At 42.5% G+C, this 17,815-nt stretch carries 18 protein-coding genes; 6 read left to right on the forward strand and 12 right to left on the reverse strand.

Features of this window, described 5'->3' with window-relative positions:
• Positions 1-150: 150 nt before the first annotated feature.
• From VB693_RS17015 to VB693_RS17040, 6 genes are all read right to left on the reverse strand, one after another.
• Positions 151-522 (reverse strand): hypothetical protein, encoded by a 372-nt coding sequence (locus VB693_RS17015; RefSeq protein WP_323267289.1) that lies wholly within the window; start codon positions 520-522, stop codon positions 151-153.
• Positions 523-602: 80 nt separating this feature from the next.
• Complete coding sequence (locus VB693_RS17020; RefSeq protein ID WP_323267290.1) at positions 603-1,787, reverse strand: glycosyltransferase family 4 protein; 1,185 nt, start codon at positions 1,785-1,787, stop codon at positions 603-605.
• Positions 1,788-1,842: 55 nt separating this feature from the next.
• A complete protein-coding gene (locus VB693_RS17025; protein WP_323267291.1) occupies positions 1,843-2,847 on the reverse strand; it encodes a GDP-mannose 4,6-dehydratase in 1,005 nt (334 codons plus the stop codon).
• Positions 2,848-3,212: 365 nt separating this feature from the next.
• The gene (locus VB693_RS17030; RefSeq protein ID WP_323267292.1) at positions 3,213-3,833 is read right to left on the reverse strand and encodes a heme-copper oxidase subunit III; all 621 of its coding nucleotides are present in this window, start codon (positions 3,831-3,833) and stop codon (positions 3,213-3,215) included.
• An 81-nt stretch (positions 3,834-3,914) separates the two neighbouring features.
• Positions 3,915-5,633, reverse strand: coding sequence for a cytochrome c oxidase subunit I (ctaD, locus tag VB693_RS17035; protein ID WP_323267293.1), 1,719 nt, complete (start codon positions 5,631-5,633; stop codon positions 3,915-3,917).
• Positions 5,634-5,845: 212 nt separating this feature from the next.
• Positions 5,846-6,928 carry a cytochrome c oxidase subunit II gene (locus tag VB693_RS17040; RefSeq protein ID WP_323267294.1) on the reverse strand — a complete coding sequence of 361 codons (1,083 nt, stop codon included), beginning with the start codon at positions 6,926-6,928 and terminating at the stop codon, positions 5,846-5,848.
• A 403-nt stretch (positions 6,929-7,331) separates the two neighbouring features.
• Between VB693_RS17040 and VB693_RS17045 the strand changes: the two genes are divergently transcribed.
• Both VB693_RS17045 and VB693_RS17050 read left to right on the forward strand, forming a co-directional pair.
• The gene (locus VB693_RS17045; RefSeq protein ID WP_323267295.1) at positions 7,332-8,270 is read left to right on the forward strand and encodes a heme A synthase; all 939 of its coding nucleotides are present in this window, start codon (positions 7,332-7,334) and stop codon (positions 8,268-8,270) included.
• 320 nt (positions 8,271-8,590) lie between these two features.
• Positions 8,591-9,535 carry a heme o synthase gene (locus VB693_RS17050; RefSeq protein WP_323267296.1) on the forward strand — a complete coding sequence of 315 codons (945 nt, stop codon included), beginning with the start codon at positions 8,591-8,593 and terminating at the stop codon, positions 9,533-9,535.
• Positions 9,536-9,650: 115 nt separating this feature from the next.
• Here VB693_RS17050 and VB693_RS17055 read toward each other — a convergent pair whose 3' ends face one another.
• Both VB693_RS17055 and VB693_RS17060 read right to left on the reverse strand, forming a co-directional pair.
• A complete protein-coding gene (locus tag VB693_RS17055; RefSeq protein WP_416233398.1) occupies positions 9,651-10,520 on the reverse strand; it encodes a lysostaphin resistance A-like protein in 870 nt (289 codons plus the stop codon).
• A gap of 180 nt (positions 10,521-10,700) precedes the next feature.
• Complete coding sequence (locus tag VB693_RS17060; protein ID WP_190703592.1) at positions 10,701-11,135, reverse strand: AbrB family transcriptional regulator; 435 nt, start codon at positions 11,133-11,135, stop codon at positions 10,701-10,703.
• 1,367 nt (positions 11,136-12,502) lie between these two features.
• On the opposite strand from VB693_RS17060, the gene VB693_RS17065 reads away from it, so the two are divergent.
• Positions 12,503-13,489 carry a succinate dehydrogenase/fumarate reductase iron-sulfur subunit gene (locus VB693_RS17065; protein WP_323267297.1) on the forward strand — a complete coding sequence of 329 codons (987 nt, stop codon included), beginning with the start codon at positions 12,503-12,505 and terminating at the stop codon, positions 13,487-13,489.
• Positions 13,490-13,700: 211 nt separating this feature from the next.
• Here the strand turns inward: VB693_RS17065 and VB693_RS17070 are convergent, their stop codons facing one another.
• The 4 genes from VB693_RS17070 to psbX form a co-directional block, all read right to left on the reverse strand.
• Complete coding sequence (locus VB693_RS17070) at positions 13,701-14,225, reverse strand: Tol biopolymer transporter periplasmic protein (RefSeq protein WP_323267298.1); 525 nt, start codon at positions 14,223-14,225, stop codon at positions 13,701-13,703.
• Positions 14,226-14,331: 106 nt separating this feature from the next.
• Positions 14,332-14,892 carry a hypothetical protein gene (locus VB693_RS17075; protein WP_323267299.1) on the reverse strand — a complete coding sequence of 187 codons (561 nt, stop codon included), beginning with the start codon at positions 14,890-14,892 and terminating at the stop codon, positions 14,332-14,334.
• Between the two features lie 54 nt (positions 14,893-14,946).
• A complete protein-coding gene (locus tag VB693_RS17080; RefSeq protein ID WP_190703602.1) occupies positions 14,947-15,864 on the reverse strand; it encodes a Ycf66 family protein in 918 nt (305 codons plus the stop codon).
• A 213-nt stretch (positions 15,865-16,077) separates the two neighbouring features.
• Entirely contained in the window at positions 16,078-16,197 is a 120-nt protein-coding gene (gene psbX, locus VB693_RS17085; RefSeq protein ID WP_190703604.1) for a photosystem II reaction center protein PsbX, read from the reverse strand.
• Between the two features lie 299 nt (positions 16,198-16,496).
• On the opposite strand from psbX, the gene VB693_RS17090 reads away from it, so the two are divergent.
• The 3 genes from VB693_RS17090 (at position 16,497) to VB693_RS17100 (ending at position 17,505) form a co-directional block, all read left to right on the forward strand.
• Positions 16,497-16,790, forward strand: a complete 294-nt coding sequence (locus VB693_RS17090) for a YggT family protein (protein ID WP_323267300.1) — start codon at positions 16,497-16,499, stop codon at positions 16,788-16,790.
• Positions 16,791-16,945: 155 nt separating this feature from the next.
• A complete protein-coding gene (locus VB693_RS17095; RefSeq protein WP_323267301.1) occupies positions 16,946-17,176 on the forward strand; it encodes a DUF433 domain-containing protein in 231 nt (76 codons plus the stop codon).
• The gene (locus tag VB693_RS17100; protein ID WP_323267302.1) at positions 17,173-17,505 is read left to right on the forward strand and encodes a DUF5615 family PIN-like protein; all 333 of its coding nucleotides are present in this window, start codon (positions 17,173-17,175) and stop codon (positions 17,503-17,505) included. Before VB693_RS17095 ends, VB693_RS17100 begins: the two co-directional genes overlap by 4 nt.
• Positions 17,506-17,815: the final 310 nt, after the last annotated feature.

The raw sequence follows: 17,815 nt of genomic DNA on the forward strand, positions 1-17,815 counted from the left end.
AAAAAATTTAACTGATCGCGCCTATTCCTCTCCATCTTCTCTATGAGACGCAAGATAGAGAGGAATTACGCATGAGTAACGATAATTCAATGATTTGGGTTGGGTATTGGCATAAGAAATAGGGGATGGAAACCTGACTGATTCCCCAATTCAATCTTCTAATTGCTGACTTGGTATTTCTACTGCTGTGACATCGATTGTCCCTTCTGGTGCGAAGCGTTGAAAATGACCTTGTTGTACTGTTAGTTGTTCTCCACAGTTAGGACATTGCAATTGGCTCTTATTTAAACCTGTAAATTCATATGCACAGACCGGACATTTATCAGCCACTAAGTTGCGTTCCAACCACCAGCGTAAACCGAAAAACGCTACTACAGGGGCTAGCAATAGCAATCCAAAAAGAATCACTAACGAATTCACTAACCAGCCCAAACCCAAAGAAGCCAGCAACCAAGTAATTGCTAACAGTGTCAGCAAGGGACGGAGATTCAAAAGATTCAGTTGAGAATTGTTAAGCCGCATTTTTAAATATTATCTTGCTCTTTATCTAGGATAACGAGTTTAGTTATTAGTTACTTTCCCCTGTCCCCTGTCACCTATTTCTAGTCAAGTAGAGACAAAAGTTGCTGTTGCAAGGCAGCTTGACCAAAATTAGCGATCGCTTGTTCTCTTAGCCATTGTCCATCACAACGCTGATCTTCTCCTTGAAGAATTTCTATACAAGCTGCGGCTACAGCTTCTGGGTTACGGTGGGGGACTTGCCACCCGACTTTACCATCTTGCAAGGGGTCAGCAGATCCATCATTATCGCCCGATAATACTGGGATGCCACAGGCCATGGCCTCTAGATAAACAATGCCAAAACCTTCTTGAGAAGGCATGATATAGGCATCAGCGAGGTGGTAGTGTGCTATTAACTCTTCTGTGGGTACAAAACCAGCAAAGATGACGCGATCGCTTACACCTAAATCTTGGGCTAGCTGTGCTAATCGAGGTTGGTCATCACCACGACCAATAACCAAATATTTTACTTCTGGGAACACCTGCAATATTTTAGGTAGGGCGCGAATAGTGACATCTACACCTTTATATATATCTCCTGACCACAATCGCGCCACGGTCATGATGACCTTAGCATCCGTTAAGCCGTATTTCGTCACTAATTCGGGTAGCTTTGCACCGGGAGTAAATCTATCCCCATCAATAGCACAAGGTAGCATTTTTACCTTATGAGGATCTATACCATTAGCAGCACAGGCTTGATCTCGACTGTAGCGGCTAATTGTCCAAATGTCGTTGGCTGCGGCTAATGCCCGACGTTCTCGTTTTGGCAGTGCTTCCCAAACTTCCTTACCGTAGGTGAGGATGGTGTAAGGAATTCCCAAAGGTTGGCAAAGAGTTTGGATGAGTGCAGCTAGTTTAATATGACCGCAGAAAACCCGTTGGGGGCGTTTTTGCAATAAATACTTAAGTAACACCCCAGCCATTGTAATTCTACCTATCTGGGGCGACTGATTTTTAAAGTAATGAAATTTTAAGCGATGACTAACCGTCGGTCGTAGACCATCGCACTCAAACGGATTTGAACAATCGGGACTATCGCGCAACAAAAATACATCTGCTTGATAACCTGCACCCAAGCCTGAATATGCACGAAAAATATCCTTCACATAAGATTGAATGCCGCCTTCCAGTGCAAAAATTTCTAAGAAGACGAAAACATGATTAACTTGTTGACTGAAATCTTCACCTAAATTAGTTTTTTCTGCCACCGGATCAATTAGCATTTATATTCTTGTTATACATAACAGTGCATGAATTAAGAATGTCATCAAAGACACCCTACTCTACTAGCAGTTGTTTGCTAGACACTTCAGCTATTTTACCGTTTTGCAATCGCTCTATATCTGTTTGTACCATTTGCTCCAAAAGTTTCTCAAAACTGATTTGCCCTTCCCAACCCAAATTCTTTTTCGCCTTAGTGGGGTTAGCTACTAGTTGAAAATGCTCGTCTGTTCTCAGTAAATTAGGATTTATGACTACGTGATTTTGCCAATTTAATCCTACACATTCAAAAGCTATAGATACTAGTTCCCTAACGCTATGTAGTTTACCTGTGCCAATTACATATTCCTCTGGCTCATCAACTTGTAGCATGAGCCACATAGCTTTTACGTAATCACCGGCAAAACCCCAATCTCGTTTAGCATCAAGACTACCCATTTCCAGCTTGTCAGCTAGACCAAGTTTGATCGATGCTGCGGCCAAAGAAACTTTACGGGTAACAAATTGTTGTGGACGTAGAGGTGATTCATGATTGTACAAAATTCCACTACAAGCAAATAAACCATAGCGTTGACGGTGATGCACCATTGTCCAATGAGCGTGTAGTTTGGCTGCTGCATAGGGATTTTTGGGTCTACAGGGGGTTTCTTCATCTTGAGGAGAACAGAAAACATCCCCAAACATTTCGGAACTGCTAGCCTGATAAAACCGGGTAGATAAACCTACTTGTCGGACTGCATCTAATAAGCGTGTAGCAGTCCCAGTAATTAGGTCTAGTGTTCCTAGTGGATCTTTCCAAGAATCAGGGACAAAACTAGGTGCAGCCAAATTATAAATTTCTTGGGGACGGAGTTGTTCTACTGCATTCAAAATTGCGGTGCTGTCTCTTAAGTCCACAGTGTAGATTTCCACTTTGTTAGCTAAGTCACCCAATTTTGCTAAATTCGTTTGTCGGTGTGGAGATACCAAGCCCACCACTCTATAACCATGCTTGAGGAGTAAATGGCTGAGATAGTAGCCATCTTGACCAGTAATTCCGGTAATTAAGGCTGTTTTAGTCATATTTTCCTGTCTCCTCTAGCAGTATGAAACACCTACTGTGCGCGATCGCAAAATTACTGATAAGAACTTTGTATACATTTGCCAACCCAATCAACCGAACTAAGCATAAAAGTTCTGACCAATTCTAACAAAGTAGTTACGATCACTCGTATGCAAACCTGACTATTATGTAAAATGACTTTTTATACAATCAATCAAAGTACACTCAAACATAAAATAATATTTTCTTCTCTGTGTCTCCGTGTCTCTGTGGTAAAAAAGTCTATTTTCAACCTAAAGAATATCTACAGAGCAATAAAAAAACCCCCATAGGGGGGGCAGAATTTTTAGTTGTCCGCGTGGAGTGAACAACTAATAAAGAATACCTACAGTAAATACAGTAATCCGAACAAAATAATCCAAATCACGTCAACAAAGTGCCAGTAGATTTCCGCAGCTTCCACACCGAAGTGTTTTTCGTTACTGTAGTGACCAGGAGTGCGCGATCGCCATAACACAGCCACAATCGCTAAAACTCCGATAGTTACGTGTAAACCGTGGAAACCAGTCAACACATAAAACGCACTAGCAAACAAATTAGTCGTCAGACCAAATTCTAGATGCGTATATTCGTAAACCTGTCCTACCAAGAAAATCGCACCCATTGCGGCAGTAATTGCTAACCAGGTACGCATACCCTTCGTATCATTCTTTTTGATAGCAGTATCAGCATTGTGCATGACAAAACTACTAGCAATCAGATTGACAGTATTCACTCCAGGTAACAATAATTCTAAGTCTGGTGTACCTGCTGGCGGCCACGCAGGTAAAGTTGAACGGAAAGCTAAATAAGCTCCGAACAACCCCATAAAAATCATCCCTTCAGCAATCAAGAAAACAAATATCCCAAACAGGCGATGATCGGGATGTTCTTCATGATGCTCAACCGCCGCCGCGTGGTGATGATTCAGTTCCGTTTTCGCTGGGTCAATAGTTTGACTTTGCATGAATTTTGACAAGTGTGAAGTGTGAATATATTGGGGATGGGGGAGAGGGAAGAAATTCTCCCTCGTCTCCTCTGTTTCTTCTTAGGTTCTAGTCTCTACATCCGACTCAATGCTAGGGTATGGCTCATCGAGATCAGCCCTGAATACAGGATTCTCAGATGGAGATACATTCGCGGGTGCGTGTTTTACCCCATAGTCGTAGGGGCCTGTGGTCAAGACTGGGAGAGTTTCAAAGTTCTCAATTTCTGGTGGTGAGGTGGTCATCCACTCTAAGGTAAGAGCTTTCCACGGATTATTGCTAGCTTTCTCGCCGTACAACCAACTCCATATAGCGTTGATGATGAAGGGGAAGGTGGAAACAGCTAGGATGTACGAACCATAAGTACAGATTTCATTTAGCAAGGTAAATTTGGGGTCGTACTGAGCAATCCGGCGATTCATCCCCATTAAACCTAGCTTGTGCATGGGTAGGAAGGTCATATTCAAACCCACAATTGTCAGAGCAAAATGTACTTTACCCCAAGTTTCATTAAACATCCGTCCCGTCATTTTCGGAAACCAGTGATAAATGGCTGCGAAAATACCCAGCACGCTACCACCAAACAGCACATAGTGTAGGTGTGCTACTACAAAGTAAGTGTCGTGGACGTGAATATCAAAAGGCACAGCTGCCAACATTACACCACTAATCCCACCAATTACGAAAGTCCCGACAAAACCCATAGCAAACAGCATGGGACTGTTGAACTGGATTTTGCCACCCCACATCGTCGCCAACCAGCTGAAAATTTTAATCCCTGTAGGTACGGCAATGATCATGGTGGTGATCATAAAGAACATCCGCAACCAACCAGGAACACCACTGGTAAACATATGGTGCGCCCAGACAATTAGCCCTAAAAAACTGATGGCTAACGATGAGTAAGCGATCGCTTTATAACCGAAAATTGGTTTACGGGAGTGAATGGGTATAATCTCTGAAATTGCCCCAAAGAACGGCAAAATCATGATATATACTGCCGGGTGGGAGTAAAACCAGAACATATGCTGGTAAACTACCGGATCACCACCGCCAGTTGGGTTAAAAAATGTTGTTCCTGCCAATAAGTCAAAAGCCAACAGAATCAAACCTGCGGCTAATACTGGTGTTGACAGCAAAACCAACGCTGAAGTAGCCAGCATCGCCCAACAGAACAAGGGCATTTGATGGAAGCCCATACTGGGAATACGCATCTTTAGCAGGGTGACGAGAAAATTAATCGCCCCCAAAATCGACGATGTACCCAACAGCAGGACACTCATAATCCAAATGCCCTCACCCACCTGTCCTGTCACCAAACTTAAGGGAGGGTAGGAAGTCCAACCGGCTTCGGCTGCATCCCCGATGACTAAACTAGCAACCAGCAACAAGCCAGCTGGGGGGATCATCCAAAAAGCTACAGCATTCAGCCTAGGGAATGCCATATCTCTAGCCCCAATCATCAGGGGAATTAGATAATTAGCAAAACCTGCCCCGGCTGGCACAATCCACAAGAAAATCATGATTGTGGCGTGCAGTGTAAATAGGCTGTTGTAGAGTTCTGGACTGACAAAATCTACTTCTGGGGTTCGCAATTCTGTACGCACCAAGTCAGCTAAAACGCCGCCAATGCAGTAAAAAATGAACGAAGTGACTAGATATTGTAGTCCAATTACCTTGTGATCGGTATTGAAGCTAAAGTAGTCTTGCCATTTTCTGACCCCTGGTTCTGGAATATGAGCAGGGATGTTGGCAGTTTCTTGTAACTGAGCTTGTGTCATGGTTAAGAGTCAATAGTCAATGGTGATTAGTCAGTAGTTATTGTTTATGGCTTTGGATTGTGGACTTTTGACTATTTAACGCGATGTGCAACTTATTTTTGAAACCCCCCTCCAAACCTCTCCCCTGCAAGGAGAGAGGCTTTAAATCTTGCTCCCCTTCCCTTGTAGGGAAGGGGTTGGGGGTTAGGTTTGAGAGAAAGTTGCACACGGCGTTATTTATGAATGTGATGTAACATTTCTGGTTGAATTCCCATGTCTTTGGTATAAGGTGCGAGGAATTCATCTGGAGTTAGGTTAACTGGGTTGACAGCAACTGCTTCCTTAAGAGTGTTATTATTCGCAACTAACTGCTCTTGCATCCATTTTTCAAATGCTTCGGGTTTCTCCACTACCACCTGTGTTCTCATCGCGCCGTGGTATGGGCCGCACAGTTCAGCACAGATGAGAGTATAGTCACCCGCAACTTTTGGCGTAAAGCGGAGTTCGCTTTGTCTACCAGGGATCACATCCTGTTTCAGCCGAAATTCGGGGACCCAGAAGGCGTGAATCACATCATTAGCTGTCATATTAATTTGCACCTCCCGCCCAATGGGAACGTGCATTTCCCCAGTGGTGATACCTGTTTCGGGATAGGTAAAAATCCAAGCGTATTGTAAACCTGTGACGTTAATTTTTAATCCGGGTGGTTTGCCGGCATTTTCAGGACTAGCACCAATACTAGGAGACACACTACCTACACCTGGAGCATCCCGTTTTTGGGGAATTTGGTCGGCATTGCGGACTGCGGCGGTTGCTGGGTCTTGCATCGCCTCATCAGATTTCTGCTGATTGAGGTTAGGCGCATTGCTAGGAGGCGTATCATTTAAAGTTGCAGCGATCGCCGCCCCAGGCATTGCCATCGATTCCTGCATAATTGGGGATTCATGGACGGAGTGGGGATCAAACCCACCGATGTCATTATAAACTTCAAAGCTATAGACAGAAATACCGATAACTATAATTGCGGGGATCGCTGTCCAAAGTATCTCTAAAGGTACATTACCCTCAATTGGGGGGCCATCTTCATTATCACCTGCCCGGCGACGATATTTAACTGCACAGTAAATTAATACACCTTCAACAATCAAAAATATACCTGCTGAGACGGTCATCATCGTATTAAAAAGACCATCTACTAGCACGGCTTCATCCGAGGCTGCTGTTGGCAACAAACCGTGATTTTGACCGTACCATAGGCTTGTTAGGGTTAGCCCGATACCAATTAATAATGTCCAAATGGAACTTGGGATTTTCACGGCTCACTTAAATGAATTAATGACGTTATCTCGAAGCGACTTACTTACTAAGGTAATCTAGGCTATTAGATATTGACCCGAAAGGTCTGAAATTTTTATTAATTTTTTCGAGTATTTTCCTAATCTTGAGTAAAAGAGATTTATTACATACTTTCCAGAGTAGATATCAAAAATTAGAAAAATTTAAGGAAAATTTAGCAAATGAAATGGTATTGATAATAACCAATTGCTGACAACTTGAAAAATACCTAAAGCTTCTGGCTAGCAAGGGCAAAAGTGATTCAAATTATTAGAAGAAAGCCCATCAATAAACCTTGGTATATACGCTAGGGTGGATATGGGTCGGTATGAAAATTACAAATTTTAAGAAGTTCTACCAAAAAGTGGGCAGAAGGTATTGTTCATGAGCGAATTTGTCCTAAAACAACAAAATGAAGCAGCAACAGAGCAGCAAAAGCCCAAGGAAGTAATTCGTCGCCTCGTGTGGAAAATGAGCATAGCCACCTTGATTTTGATGGCTATAGGCAGTGCTACCCGCGTGATGAATGCTGGGCTGGCTTGCCCAGACTGGCCACTTTGCTATGGAGAACTAGTACCAGCCAAGCAAATGAATCTCCAAGTGTTTTTGGAGTGGTTTCACCGTTTGGATGCCAGTTTAATTGGCATTAGTGCGATCGCTTTGTTTGGTTTATCCTGGTGGCATCGCCAGGCGTTACCCCGTTGGCTACCTTGGGCGGGGACATTTGCCCTGTTTTTAATCGTCTTCCAAGGGATTTTGGGCGGACTCACAGTTACCCAATTGTTACGATTTGATATCGTCACAGCCCACTTGGGGACGGCGTTATTGTTTTTCATTACCCTACTGATTATTGGCATGGCTCTGACTCCCTACCAGGGAACAGGCAACGTTGGTAAACTACCTTGGGTGGGTTTAACAGCCGCGATTTTAGTTTATTTGCAAAGTCTATTGGGTGCTTTGGTCGGCTCTCGTTGGGCGTTACATCAGTGCTTTGGTGGTTCTCAACTGTGTGGCGTGATGTATAGCCACATTTTCGGCTTAGTACCGCCTACAGTCGCAACTTTAGCCGTAGTGTTGATTTCCTGGCGTACACCAGCACTACACCCAGCTTTGCGGAAACTAGCTAATATGGCAGGTGGGTTGTTAATTTTACAAATCTTGTTGGGATTTGCTACCTACCGATTACATCTACAAGTCGAGCCTCTGACTGTCACTCATCAAGCTGTAGGTGCGACACTTTTAGGTGTTTTGGTAGGTTTTACAGTTCTCTCACTGCGGGACTGGGCTGCAAACGGTGAGATTGAGGTGATAGGTGACAGGTGACAAACCAATTCAAAATTCAAAATGAAAGAATTTTTGACTTTTGACTTTTGACTTTTTCTGCCCAATCCCCATGTTGATAATGAACTACTGACACCAAAAAAGTATGAAACAGTGAGGAGGAAGGGATCTGAGCGAAAAAGCAGGAAGCGTTTTGACTTCCACCCATCGTTGGCAGACTTTCTTCCTACAAATGAAGCTCAAAACTCTACTCCCTGCCTTTTAACTCAACACTCTCTACATGGCAGTAGTAAAGGCAAGGATTACCAATCTAGAGCAATGGCCGCACATAAGTTCTTGAAAAAAAAGGAATTAAAGCAAAAATGATCGAGACTAATGTCTCTCGCCACCACGAAACCTTTCTTCAGGTAGTCCAAAGCTATTATCAGCTTACTAAACCTAGAATTATTCCATTGCTACTAATTACTACTGCCGGGAGTATGTGGATTGCGGCAAAAGGCGCAGTAGACCCTTTGCTGTTGTTAGTTACTCTGGCTGGTGGGACTTTAGCAGCAGCGAGCGCGCAGACAATTAACTGCATTTATGACCGAGATATTGATTACGACATGGAACGGACGCGTCATCGTCCCATGCCTTCCGGGAGAGTACAGCCCCGTGATGCTCTGATTTTTGCGATCGCACTGGCAATACTTTCTTTTACCCTCCTCACAGTATTTGCTAATCTCCTAGCTGCTTCCCTCGCATTCTCTGGCATTATTTTTTATATTTTGGTCTACACCCATTGGCTAAAGCGTCATAGTACCCAAAATATTGTCATTGGTGGCGCGGCTGGGGCGATTCCCGCTTTAGTCGGGTGGGCAGCAGTTACAGGTACTTTAAGCTGGGCTGCATGGCTAATTTTTGCGATCGTCTTTTTGTGGACACCGCCCCATTTCTGGGCTTTAGCTCTGATGATTCGTGATGATTACGCCAAGGTGGGCATTCCCATGCTACCTGTAGTGGAAGGTGCTACAGTCACGGTGAAGCAAATTTGGTACTACACCCTGATTACAGTCGTAGCGACGATGTTACTAGTTTTTCCTTTACACGCTAGCGGCATCGTTTACGCCGCCTTCGCAGCCGGTTTAGGAGGATTATTTATCCGCAAGTCTTGGTGTTTGTTACACAACCCCGAAGACCGCACTGTAGCTAGAGATGTGTTTCTGTTCTCTATCTCCTACATGATGCTGCTGTGTTTGGCAATGGTGATAGATAGTCTGCCTATTACCCATCGTGTGATTAGTACAGTAATTGGGTTTATTGGTTAGAGCAATTAGCGATCGCGTTGGTAGATTTCAGGGCGCGATCGCTTTTTTAGAAGTTCAAAAAGTATATTAAGAAACGCCTTCTGGCGTAGAGTTTTACCTAGTGGGACACTAAGGTTTAAAAATACACAGAAAATAACCAGAGAATCAAGCTAGTTCCTAAAACACAAGTAATTCCCGCAACCCCGGCTAGGGGTTTTTTGTTTTTCCCAGTCCACAACTCGGAAACTTTACCTGTATAAGTGACTAGTTGGGCTGTATCTATAGTAGCGATCGCAAATACTAAAGCTGAATGTAATCCCCAGGCTATACCTAAGTTATGGCGATCGCATATCCTCGCTAACACTAACATCATTCCCAATAACCACAGTCCCGGTAGTTGGGGGATGGTTTCCTGTTGTTCCCAAACTAAATGTAAGACAGCAAAAATTATGCTAGAAACTGCTGCTGCTATCCATACAGAATAATCTCGCTCTAACTCCGTCAATAAAAAACCCCGAAATACTAATTCTTCTATCCCCCCAACCAGCAACGCTATCAATAAAATAGATGGCAAAATAGATGCTATTTGCTTGGGGCTTAATTTTTTAAAGTCGCACCAACCTAGCCAAAATTGACAGGTATATGAAATAGCTATAGTTAACACTCCTAACCCAAAACCTAGTGCTAAAGAGCCTAGCATGGCAAAATTAGGCGCAAATCCATAGTCTGAAAAAGAACTATTAGTTAGCCAAATAACACCCCAAACAATCAGAGGTGCTAATAGATACAATGAGACAATTAATGGTAATTTTTGCTCTGGTTGTAGCGGTTTTATGGGTTGCCAATGTAGCAGTCTTAGTAATATGACTGCAACTGGTAGCCAACAACCTATCCAAGCAATGAAAAATGCCATCACGACAACTATTACTGGTGCATCTTTCATAAATGCCAGTACGTTGTTGATGGATGGCTGAAGGAAATTAGTCAAACTAAACAAAAAAATCACGATAAAATTCTTGCAGAGTAAACATCTTGGTGATTAATCAAGACTCTACCAAAATTGGTGACTTCTGCAAGGGGTCTAATCGTATTTTTGGGTTAGACAAAATTATTTAATTAGGAACACTAGTTTCCTCTGGTTTTAGGGATAAGTTACGGAAACTCACTCCCAGTACCAGAAAATTTTTTATTCTTCGTCTTCCAAATCTTCGTCAGCGTCTTCAATATCTACATCAGGTACAAGCTTCTTATCGCTTTCACCCAGTTGAATCAAGTGAATATGTTTGTATCCTAGTCGGATTTCAAATTCATCACCTGGTTTTAAGCCCATTGCTTTGGTGTATGTAGCACCAATCACAATTTGACCATTTTGATGAACACTAACACGATATGTCGGTTCACGACCACGACCATCTTTTGGTGCTTCTGGACTCAGAGGAATTCCTCTAGCCGATAGCAAAGCATCATAAAAATCAGTAAGATTGACGCGGACTTGGTTATTCTTAGTAACAGTGTAATAACCACACTGCTTGGCTCTTTCTCTTCGTGGTAAATTAGAAAGTTCTTTTACCTTTGCCAGCAGTGATTTTCCAGTTAAAGGCGCGGTTGCAGTTTCACTCATTATTCTTAAGTTTTCCTTACTCTCTCCAAACTGATAAATTATGTCGTCCTATTCCAGTATTTGACTTTTTAGCATTTTTACAAAGCTACTGGGGACTTCAAGTTAAAGGGTGAATTCCTGCTGATATTGTCCTCAAGTACCTCTATTATGGATGACCACAACAGATGAGAGGTCATGAGTTCCACAGGTATTAGTTTCGGTGATTTTACGGCATTTTAAACCATTATTCATGATTGGGAAGGCAATCATTTTTTCTTTTGGTCTTACCGTTACAAAGAAGTTATAGACCAAAGAAATTACAGGTTTTACTTTTGCACTGCCTACCTTTATAGCTTTTGAGTTCTCAGGTTTTACCTACTTTACTCTTGAGCTAAGGACAGCATCGTATTTAAATATGGTCTTACGGACATACACCCTTTTGTCCTACCTGTCGAGACATGAAATTTCTGTCTCTAGACTACAAAGAAACTAAACAGTGTTGGCTGTACTTGTACAGCGATTGATCCTGGTTTTGTTGCTTCGTAATTTTATATTAAATACTAGCATGGACTAATAATAGCAAAATAATTGTTTATTTTAAAATTTAACTTGCAAGTAAACTTATATCTAAATCCCCTAGCTCCTAGAAACAAAAAGCAGCAAGGATTTTATTTAGGGTTCATGACGAAGAGTGACTATTGCTGTATGACTTTTATAAAAATTAATCTAAATTCAGATGAGCAGTTTTGATGAGTAAGTTATATCCTTTGGTTATCTTGATTCAGCCCAGACAAAAAGCTCTGAGTATTACCCTCCTGGTTTATTGTCTTTAGAGAAAAAGGTCTGCTGTTTTATGTACGTCTGTCTATGGGAAGAATAAATTTACTCACTTCTGCTGGAGACTTTATGCGACGATCAAATGTTCATTTTCAGCTTTAATGCTTCAATACAGACAAAAGATTTAAAATTTAGTAACTCTTTGAGGTGTTTTATGAATCTTTATGCTCTTAGATGTTGACTTCAAGATGTCTCATTAACCTCAAGAGCATTTATTGTATATATTTCGCCAATATAGAGGATAAACCTATATTCATTCCTGGTAAACCCCCTTGACTGATCCTGCCAAACAGGTAATTAGAATAATACACTACAATCAATTTTTGCATCCGATCTGAGATGGCAATATAAATCTAGCTGATGGTCGTTCTACGACTGAAATTATCTTAGTTATCTTTAAACTAGAATCAGTCGCTCTTGAAGGATCAGCCTATTAATGCCAATCCTCGAATTAGGGGCAACAATATATATAGCTCACTTTTTGCAACCACCAGCCTTTACACAAGATTTTTTAGGCTGATGCAGCAATTTTAAGAATTTGGTTGGTAATCATGGAAGTTAATTTTAAAATCATTCGGCAACAGCAAAATTCTGCTGCTGTTGTGGAAACTTACCTTTTAGAGACAGAATCTAGCAATACCATTTTGGATTGCCTTAATCGCATTAAGTGGGAGCAGGATGGAACTTTAGCATTTCGCAAAAATTGTCGCAATACTATTTGTGGTAGTTGTGCGATGCGAATTAATGGACGATCAGCTCTAGCTTGTAAAGAAAATGTGGGTAGTGAACTAGCAAGATTGAAAAATCCAGCCAATAATATTCCAGAAATCACGATCGCACCCTTGGGTAATATGCCAGTGATTAAGGATTTAGTCGTGGATATGAGTAGTTTCTGGAATAATTTAGAAGCGGTAACGCCCTATGTTAGTACCGCCGCAAGACTTGTACCAGAAAGAGAGTTTTTGCAAACACCCGAAGAGCGATCGCTTCTAGATCAAACTGGTAACTGTATTATGTGCGGTGCTTGCTACTCAGAATGCAATGCTCGTGAAGTCAATCCCGATTTTGTCGGACCTCACGCTCTCGCTAAAGCCTACCGTATGGTTGCTGACTTGCGCGACAGCGATACAGCCGATCGCCTAGAAAATTACAACGAAGGGACTAAAGGCGTGTGGGGCTGTACCCGTTGTCTATACTGTGATGCAGTTTGTCCAATGGAAGTCGCCCCCTTAGAGCAAATCACTAAAATTAAACAGGAGATTCTCACCCATAAACAAGCTAGTGACAGTCGCTCAATTCGCCACCGCAAAGTATTAGTTGATTTAGTCAAAGCAGGTGGCTGGATTGATGAAAGACAATTTGGTGTACAAGTAGTTGGTAACTACTTTAAAGACCTCAGAGGGTTACTTAGTCTTGCACCGCTAGGATTACGCATGATTGCCAAAGGTAAATTTCCCCTCTCATTTGAGCCATCCGAGGGAACAGAACAAGTGCGATCGCTCATTGAAGCTGTGAAACAGGAGGAAGGGGAGAGGTGACAAATCAATTCAAAATTCAAAATTCAAAATTCAAAATTAAATAACTTGGGACTGGGGACTGGGGATTGGGGACTGGGGATTGGGGACTGGGGACTGGGGACTGGGGAGAAAACTAATCATTCATTACTCATTACTCATTACTCAGCACTCAGCACTCAGCACTCAGCACCGGCTAAACGCCGCGCTACCGCTAACAGCACTCAGCACTCCCTCATCGTGGATCTTGAGGGACGTTTACAGGCTGCCCAAAACGGTCATAGACTGAAATATCCCATTGCCCGTTATTACTCAACTCAAAAGCAATCCTACTGCCATCAGCACTAATCGTAGGGTTGCGGACTTCTGCTTGTAGGTTGCCAGTTAAATTGCGTGCTTGCCGTGTTTCCCGATCATAGAGAAAAATAGCCGATCGCCCCTGACGGCTAGCAGCAAACACAATATAACGAGCATCTTCGGAAACACTGGGATGAGAGGCGATCGTATCTAAAGCATTTAAACCCGGTAATTCGATTAAATTACGCGCCAGGGTATCAAATAAATAAACGTCTTGGCTACCCCGGCGATCGCTAGTAAACACAATATATCTACCCGAAGTTTGCGGATTGAGTTCCGACGCAAGACTATTAAGACTCCTACCCCCTGGATCAAAAGGATAACTCACCAACCGAGGATAGCCAAAACAGCCAGTTAATAAGCCTGTACAAGCAAATATAGGAATAAAAATACGTTTATTCATTAGTCAGTTTAGTCATTAGTCATTAGTCATTGGTCAAAGTTTCTCTCCTTGTTTCCCTAACCCCTAGTTCCAGTCACTCTTCAATTTTGAATTTTGAATTTTGAATTTACTGTGGCGGATTCACAGTCGCACCATTGGGAATATCTAACTCAATATTCGGACCCCTATCGAGAACTTCAATATCCCACTGACCACGGGCGGCGGTTTCAAAAACTATATAACGTCCATCGGGACTGATAGCAGGATTTCTGACCCAACCGCGATAAGTTGGGGTGGCAATTTGTGATTGTTGTGTGGCGCGATCGTACAGTGCTACCACTGGTCTACCTTGGTCACTGGTCAGGTAAGCAATATAGCGTCCAGTGTAGCTGAGACTAGGACTTTCGATAATTGTTTCGCGTCGATTTAAGCCTGGTGTACTAATAAAACTTTGCTGTTGCAAATCATACACAAGTAACCGATGAGTATTATTACGATGAGAAATCAACGCCAAAAAGCGACCATTACCACTTAAAGCTGGTTGTTCTTCTGTGTAGCGACTATTAAGGGAAGTAGGGCCAAGAGGAATATCACCAGAGCCACAAGAGCCTAGCAAAGCGGTCAAACCAAAAACTAAGCTCCAATAAATTGGTTTTTGCAGCCAAAACTGAGAAGTAAATTTTTTCACCTCAGATATCTACTGTTTTCCGTCGCCTATAAGCTTACATCTATCCCGACCGCTTTATACATCCTCATAATCTGTAGAATTATCAGAATCTACATCTGATGAATCTATGGGTTTATACGGTACATAATCAGTTGGGATTGCTTCATCATCCTCTATCTGTCTGCGAGGATTGGTATCAGCAGGTGGACGACGTTTTCTTGGTCTGGGTGGCGTATCTTCGTTTACTTCTGAGCGAGGGGAAGTGTTATTACCCCGACGAGAAGGTTTTCTGGTTTCTCGGCTGGAACTTTCCCAATCATCAACTTCTTTATTAGAGGAAGAACTCCAATCTTCTTGTTCGTATCTTTCAGGAGTCCGATTGGATGGACGCGTAGGAGGACGGCGGCGCGACGTTCTATCTGTCGTCGGCTCTGGTCTGTCGCTACTGGTGCGGCGTTCCCTGCGGGGTGGTTGCTCCTCATAATAGTCATCACGAGAGGAACGATCATCTCTGCTAGGTCGAATCCGGGCGCGTACAGGACGTTCTTCTTCTTCCTCCTCTTGATAAGGTAGTGGTTCATAGTCTGATTCCACTTCAGCTTCGTATCCGCTCCGTTTCCTGTTATACGAGTAATCTCTGCTCACCTCGCGCTCATCCACAATCGGAGTGTTACGTTTAGCTTGTTGAGTAGCAATACTCCGTAAGCGAATACTTTCAATAGCAAAAAATACAGTTGTCCCCACCAAAAGCAGTTGACCAAATTGCAAAATCGGGTCTAAACGCCATCCTTGGAAAACAAGAATGAACCCACACAGTAAGCCGACAGCCGCAAAAAAGATATCTTGATCTCTTGACAGTTCTGGACGCACGGTACGGAGAAAATACAGTGCTGCCCCAGCCACAGCCAGGAAAATCCCTAGAATACTGGCTGAGTTCGTTCCAAAATTTACCTGAGCCAGAACACTGGCTGAGTTCAGCCCAAAATTTAGCATTGTTCTTTATCCCAATATCAAATCTATGTTAACGAGCCACACTTAAAATCACTACTTTACGCAATCACAATATAATATTTAAGCTTCAAAGCAACTGGCAAAGAAGCTCTGAAGCTATTCACCGCAAGCTAAAAAAAGCTTAAGTCTGTCAGCAACAGGTCTAATAAGCTGACAGACAATCGTTTGAGAAAGTCGAACTGACTCCCTCAAACATTAGGAACGTTGGATTTTATCTTTTTGGCTGATAAAAATCAAACCAATCGTAGCAGGGATAACAACAATTAAAGTACCCCAACCTAGACTCCAAAGAAAATTTGATAAAGATGGTGTCATGGATCTCAACCTTTATTTACACACTTCATCATAATTCTAATGGTGTATCACATCCTTGAGAAGCCTGTTGTGTTGAAAGGCAACAAAGAAAAGGGGACAGGGGACAGGGGACAGAAAATAGGGAAAACTAGATCAGCTTGAATGCAGTCTTGAGCTTAGTTACTTTTCGATACGCGCTAATAATTAACCGCATTTGGTTAGAATTTAAATAGAGAATGCTTTACAAAGCTTAAATTTTTCTTTTCAGCTTGCGCCTTAAGTTTGTTCTCTGTCCACAAATAGTAGCTCAGATCAATTCCATGACTGCTGTTAACTTAACTGCTTGGATTCTTGGCCCTGTGCTGGGGCTAATGACTTTTTTGTTTATTTTCCGCATTATTCTTACTTGGTATCCGCAAGTGGATCTGAATCGGTTGCCGTTTAATCTCATTGCCTGGCCAACTGAACCATTTTTAATCCCTTTGCGAAAACTAGTAACACCCATAGGCGGAGTTGACATCACCCCTATTATTTGGGTTGGGATTTTGAGCTTGCTAAGAGAAATTCTCTTAGGTCAGCAGGGATTAATCACCATGATGTCTCGTGTCAGTTAAAAATTGTGCATGGACATAAGTTTTCAGAACGCCCATGACGCGACGATGCTCCGCCCTGGCTTCGTCCACTATAAAGTGCAGCGTAGCTCATCGCAATCCAGGGAGAACTCACAAGCATTTGATGACAATTTTATTGAACACAGCCTGTAAAAAAGATGAGTTACCGCGAGATCATTACTATAGAACCCGACAAAAGAGGTGGAAAACCTTGTATTCGACGCATGAGAATCACTGTTTACGATGTTCTAGGTTGGCTAGCAGCAGGTATGTCTCACACTGAGATTCTAGATGACTTTCCTGAGTTGACAGAAGCAGATATCAGAGCTTGTTTAGAATTTGCGGCTGATCGAGAGCATCGTCTCGTTGCCTCGGTGGGTGTGTCTTGAAACTACTGTTTGATCAGAATTTGAGCCGTAAGCTTGTAACTCGAATAGCAGATATTTTTCCTGATTCCAGTCATGTGCAGTTTCATCAACTGCAAGAGAAGACTGACACTGAAATTTGGGAATTTGCTAGAAAAAATGACTTTTGCATCGTCACTCAAGATGCAGATTTTGCAGAACGAAGCCGTTTGTACGGTTCACCACCCAAAGTTGTATGGCTACGCTGCGGGAATACACCAACTAACCAAGTCGAAGAGCTAATTCGCTCTGGAGTGCAGGCAATTCAAGCACTGTTAGATAATTCCAATCTATACTGCTTAGAACTGTACTAGAGCGAGGGACTGCTGATATCTCGAAAATTGAGTAGCAGATATCGCTATAAAGTGGAGCGTAGCTCATCGCAATCCAGGGCTAACTCATAAGCATTTGATGACAATTTTATTGAAAAATGCCCATAAAAGGCGATCGCTCTCTGCATGAAGAGGAGCAGCGTTAGCAAAGCTGGGTGGGAAGCACGTCGCTACTGACAAATAGCCTGCTAGTTATTTACCACCGACATTTCAGAAAACTATTATCAAATTCTTACCGTATATAAACTTAAGCTGGGTTGGAGATCAATAAATTTTCGTGCCTATTATCCGA

This window comes from Anabaena sp. UHCC 0399 (assembly GCF_034931465.1).
GTDB lineage: Bacteria > Cyanobacteriota > Cyanobacteriia > Cyanobacteriales > Nostocaceae > Trichormus > Trichormus minutissimus.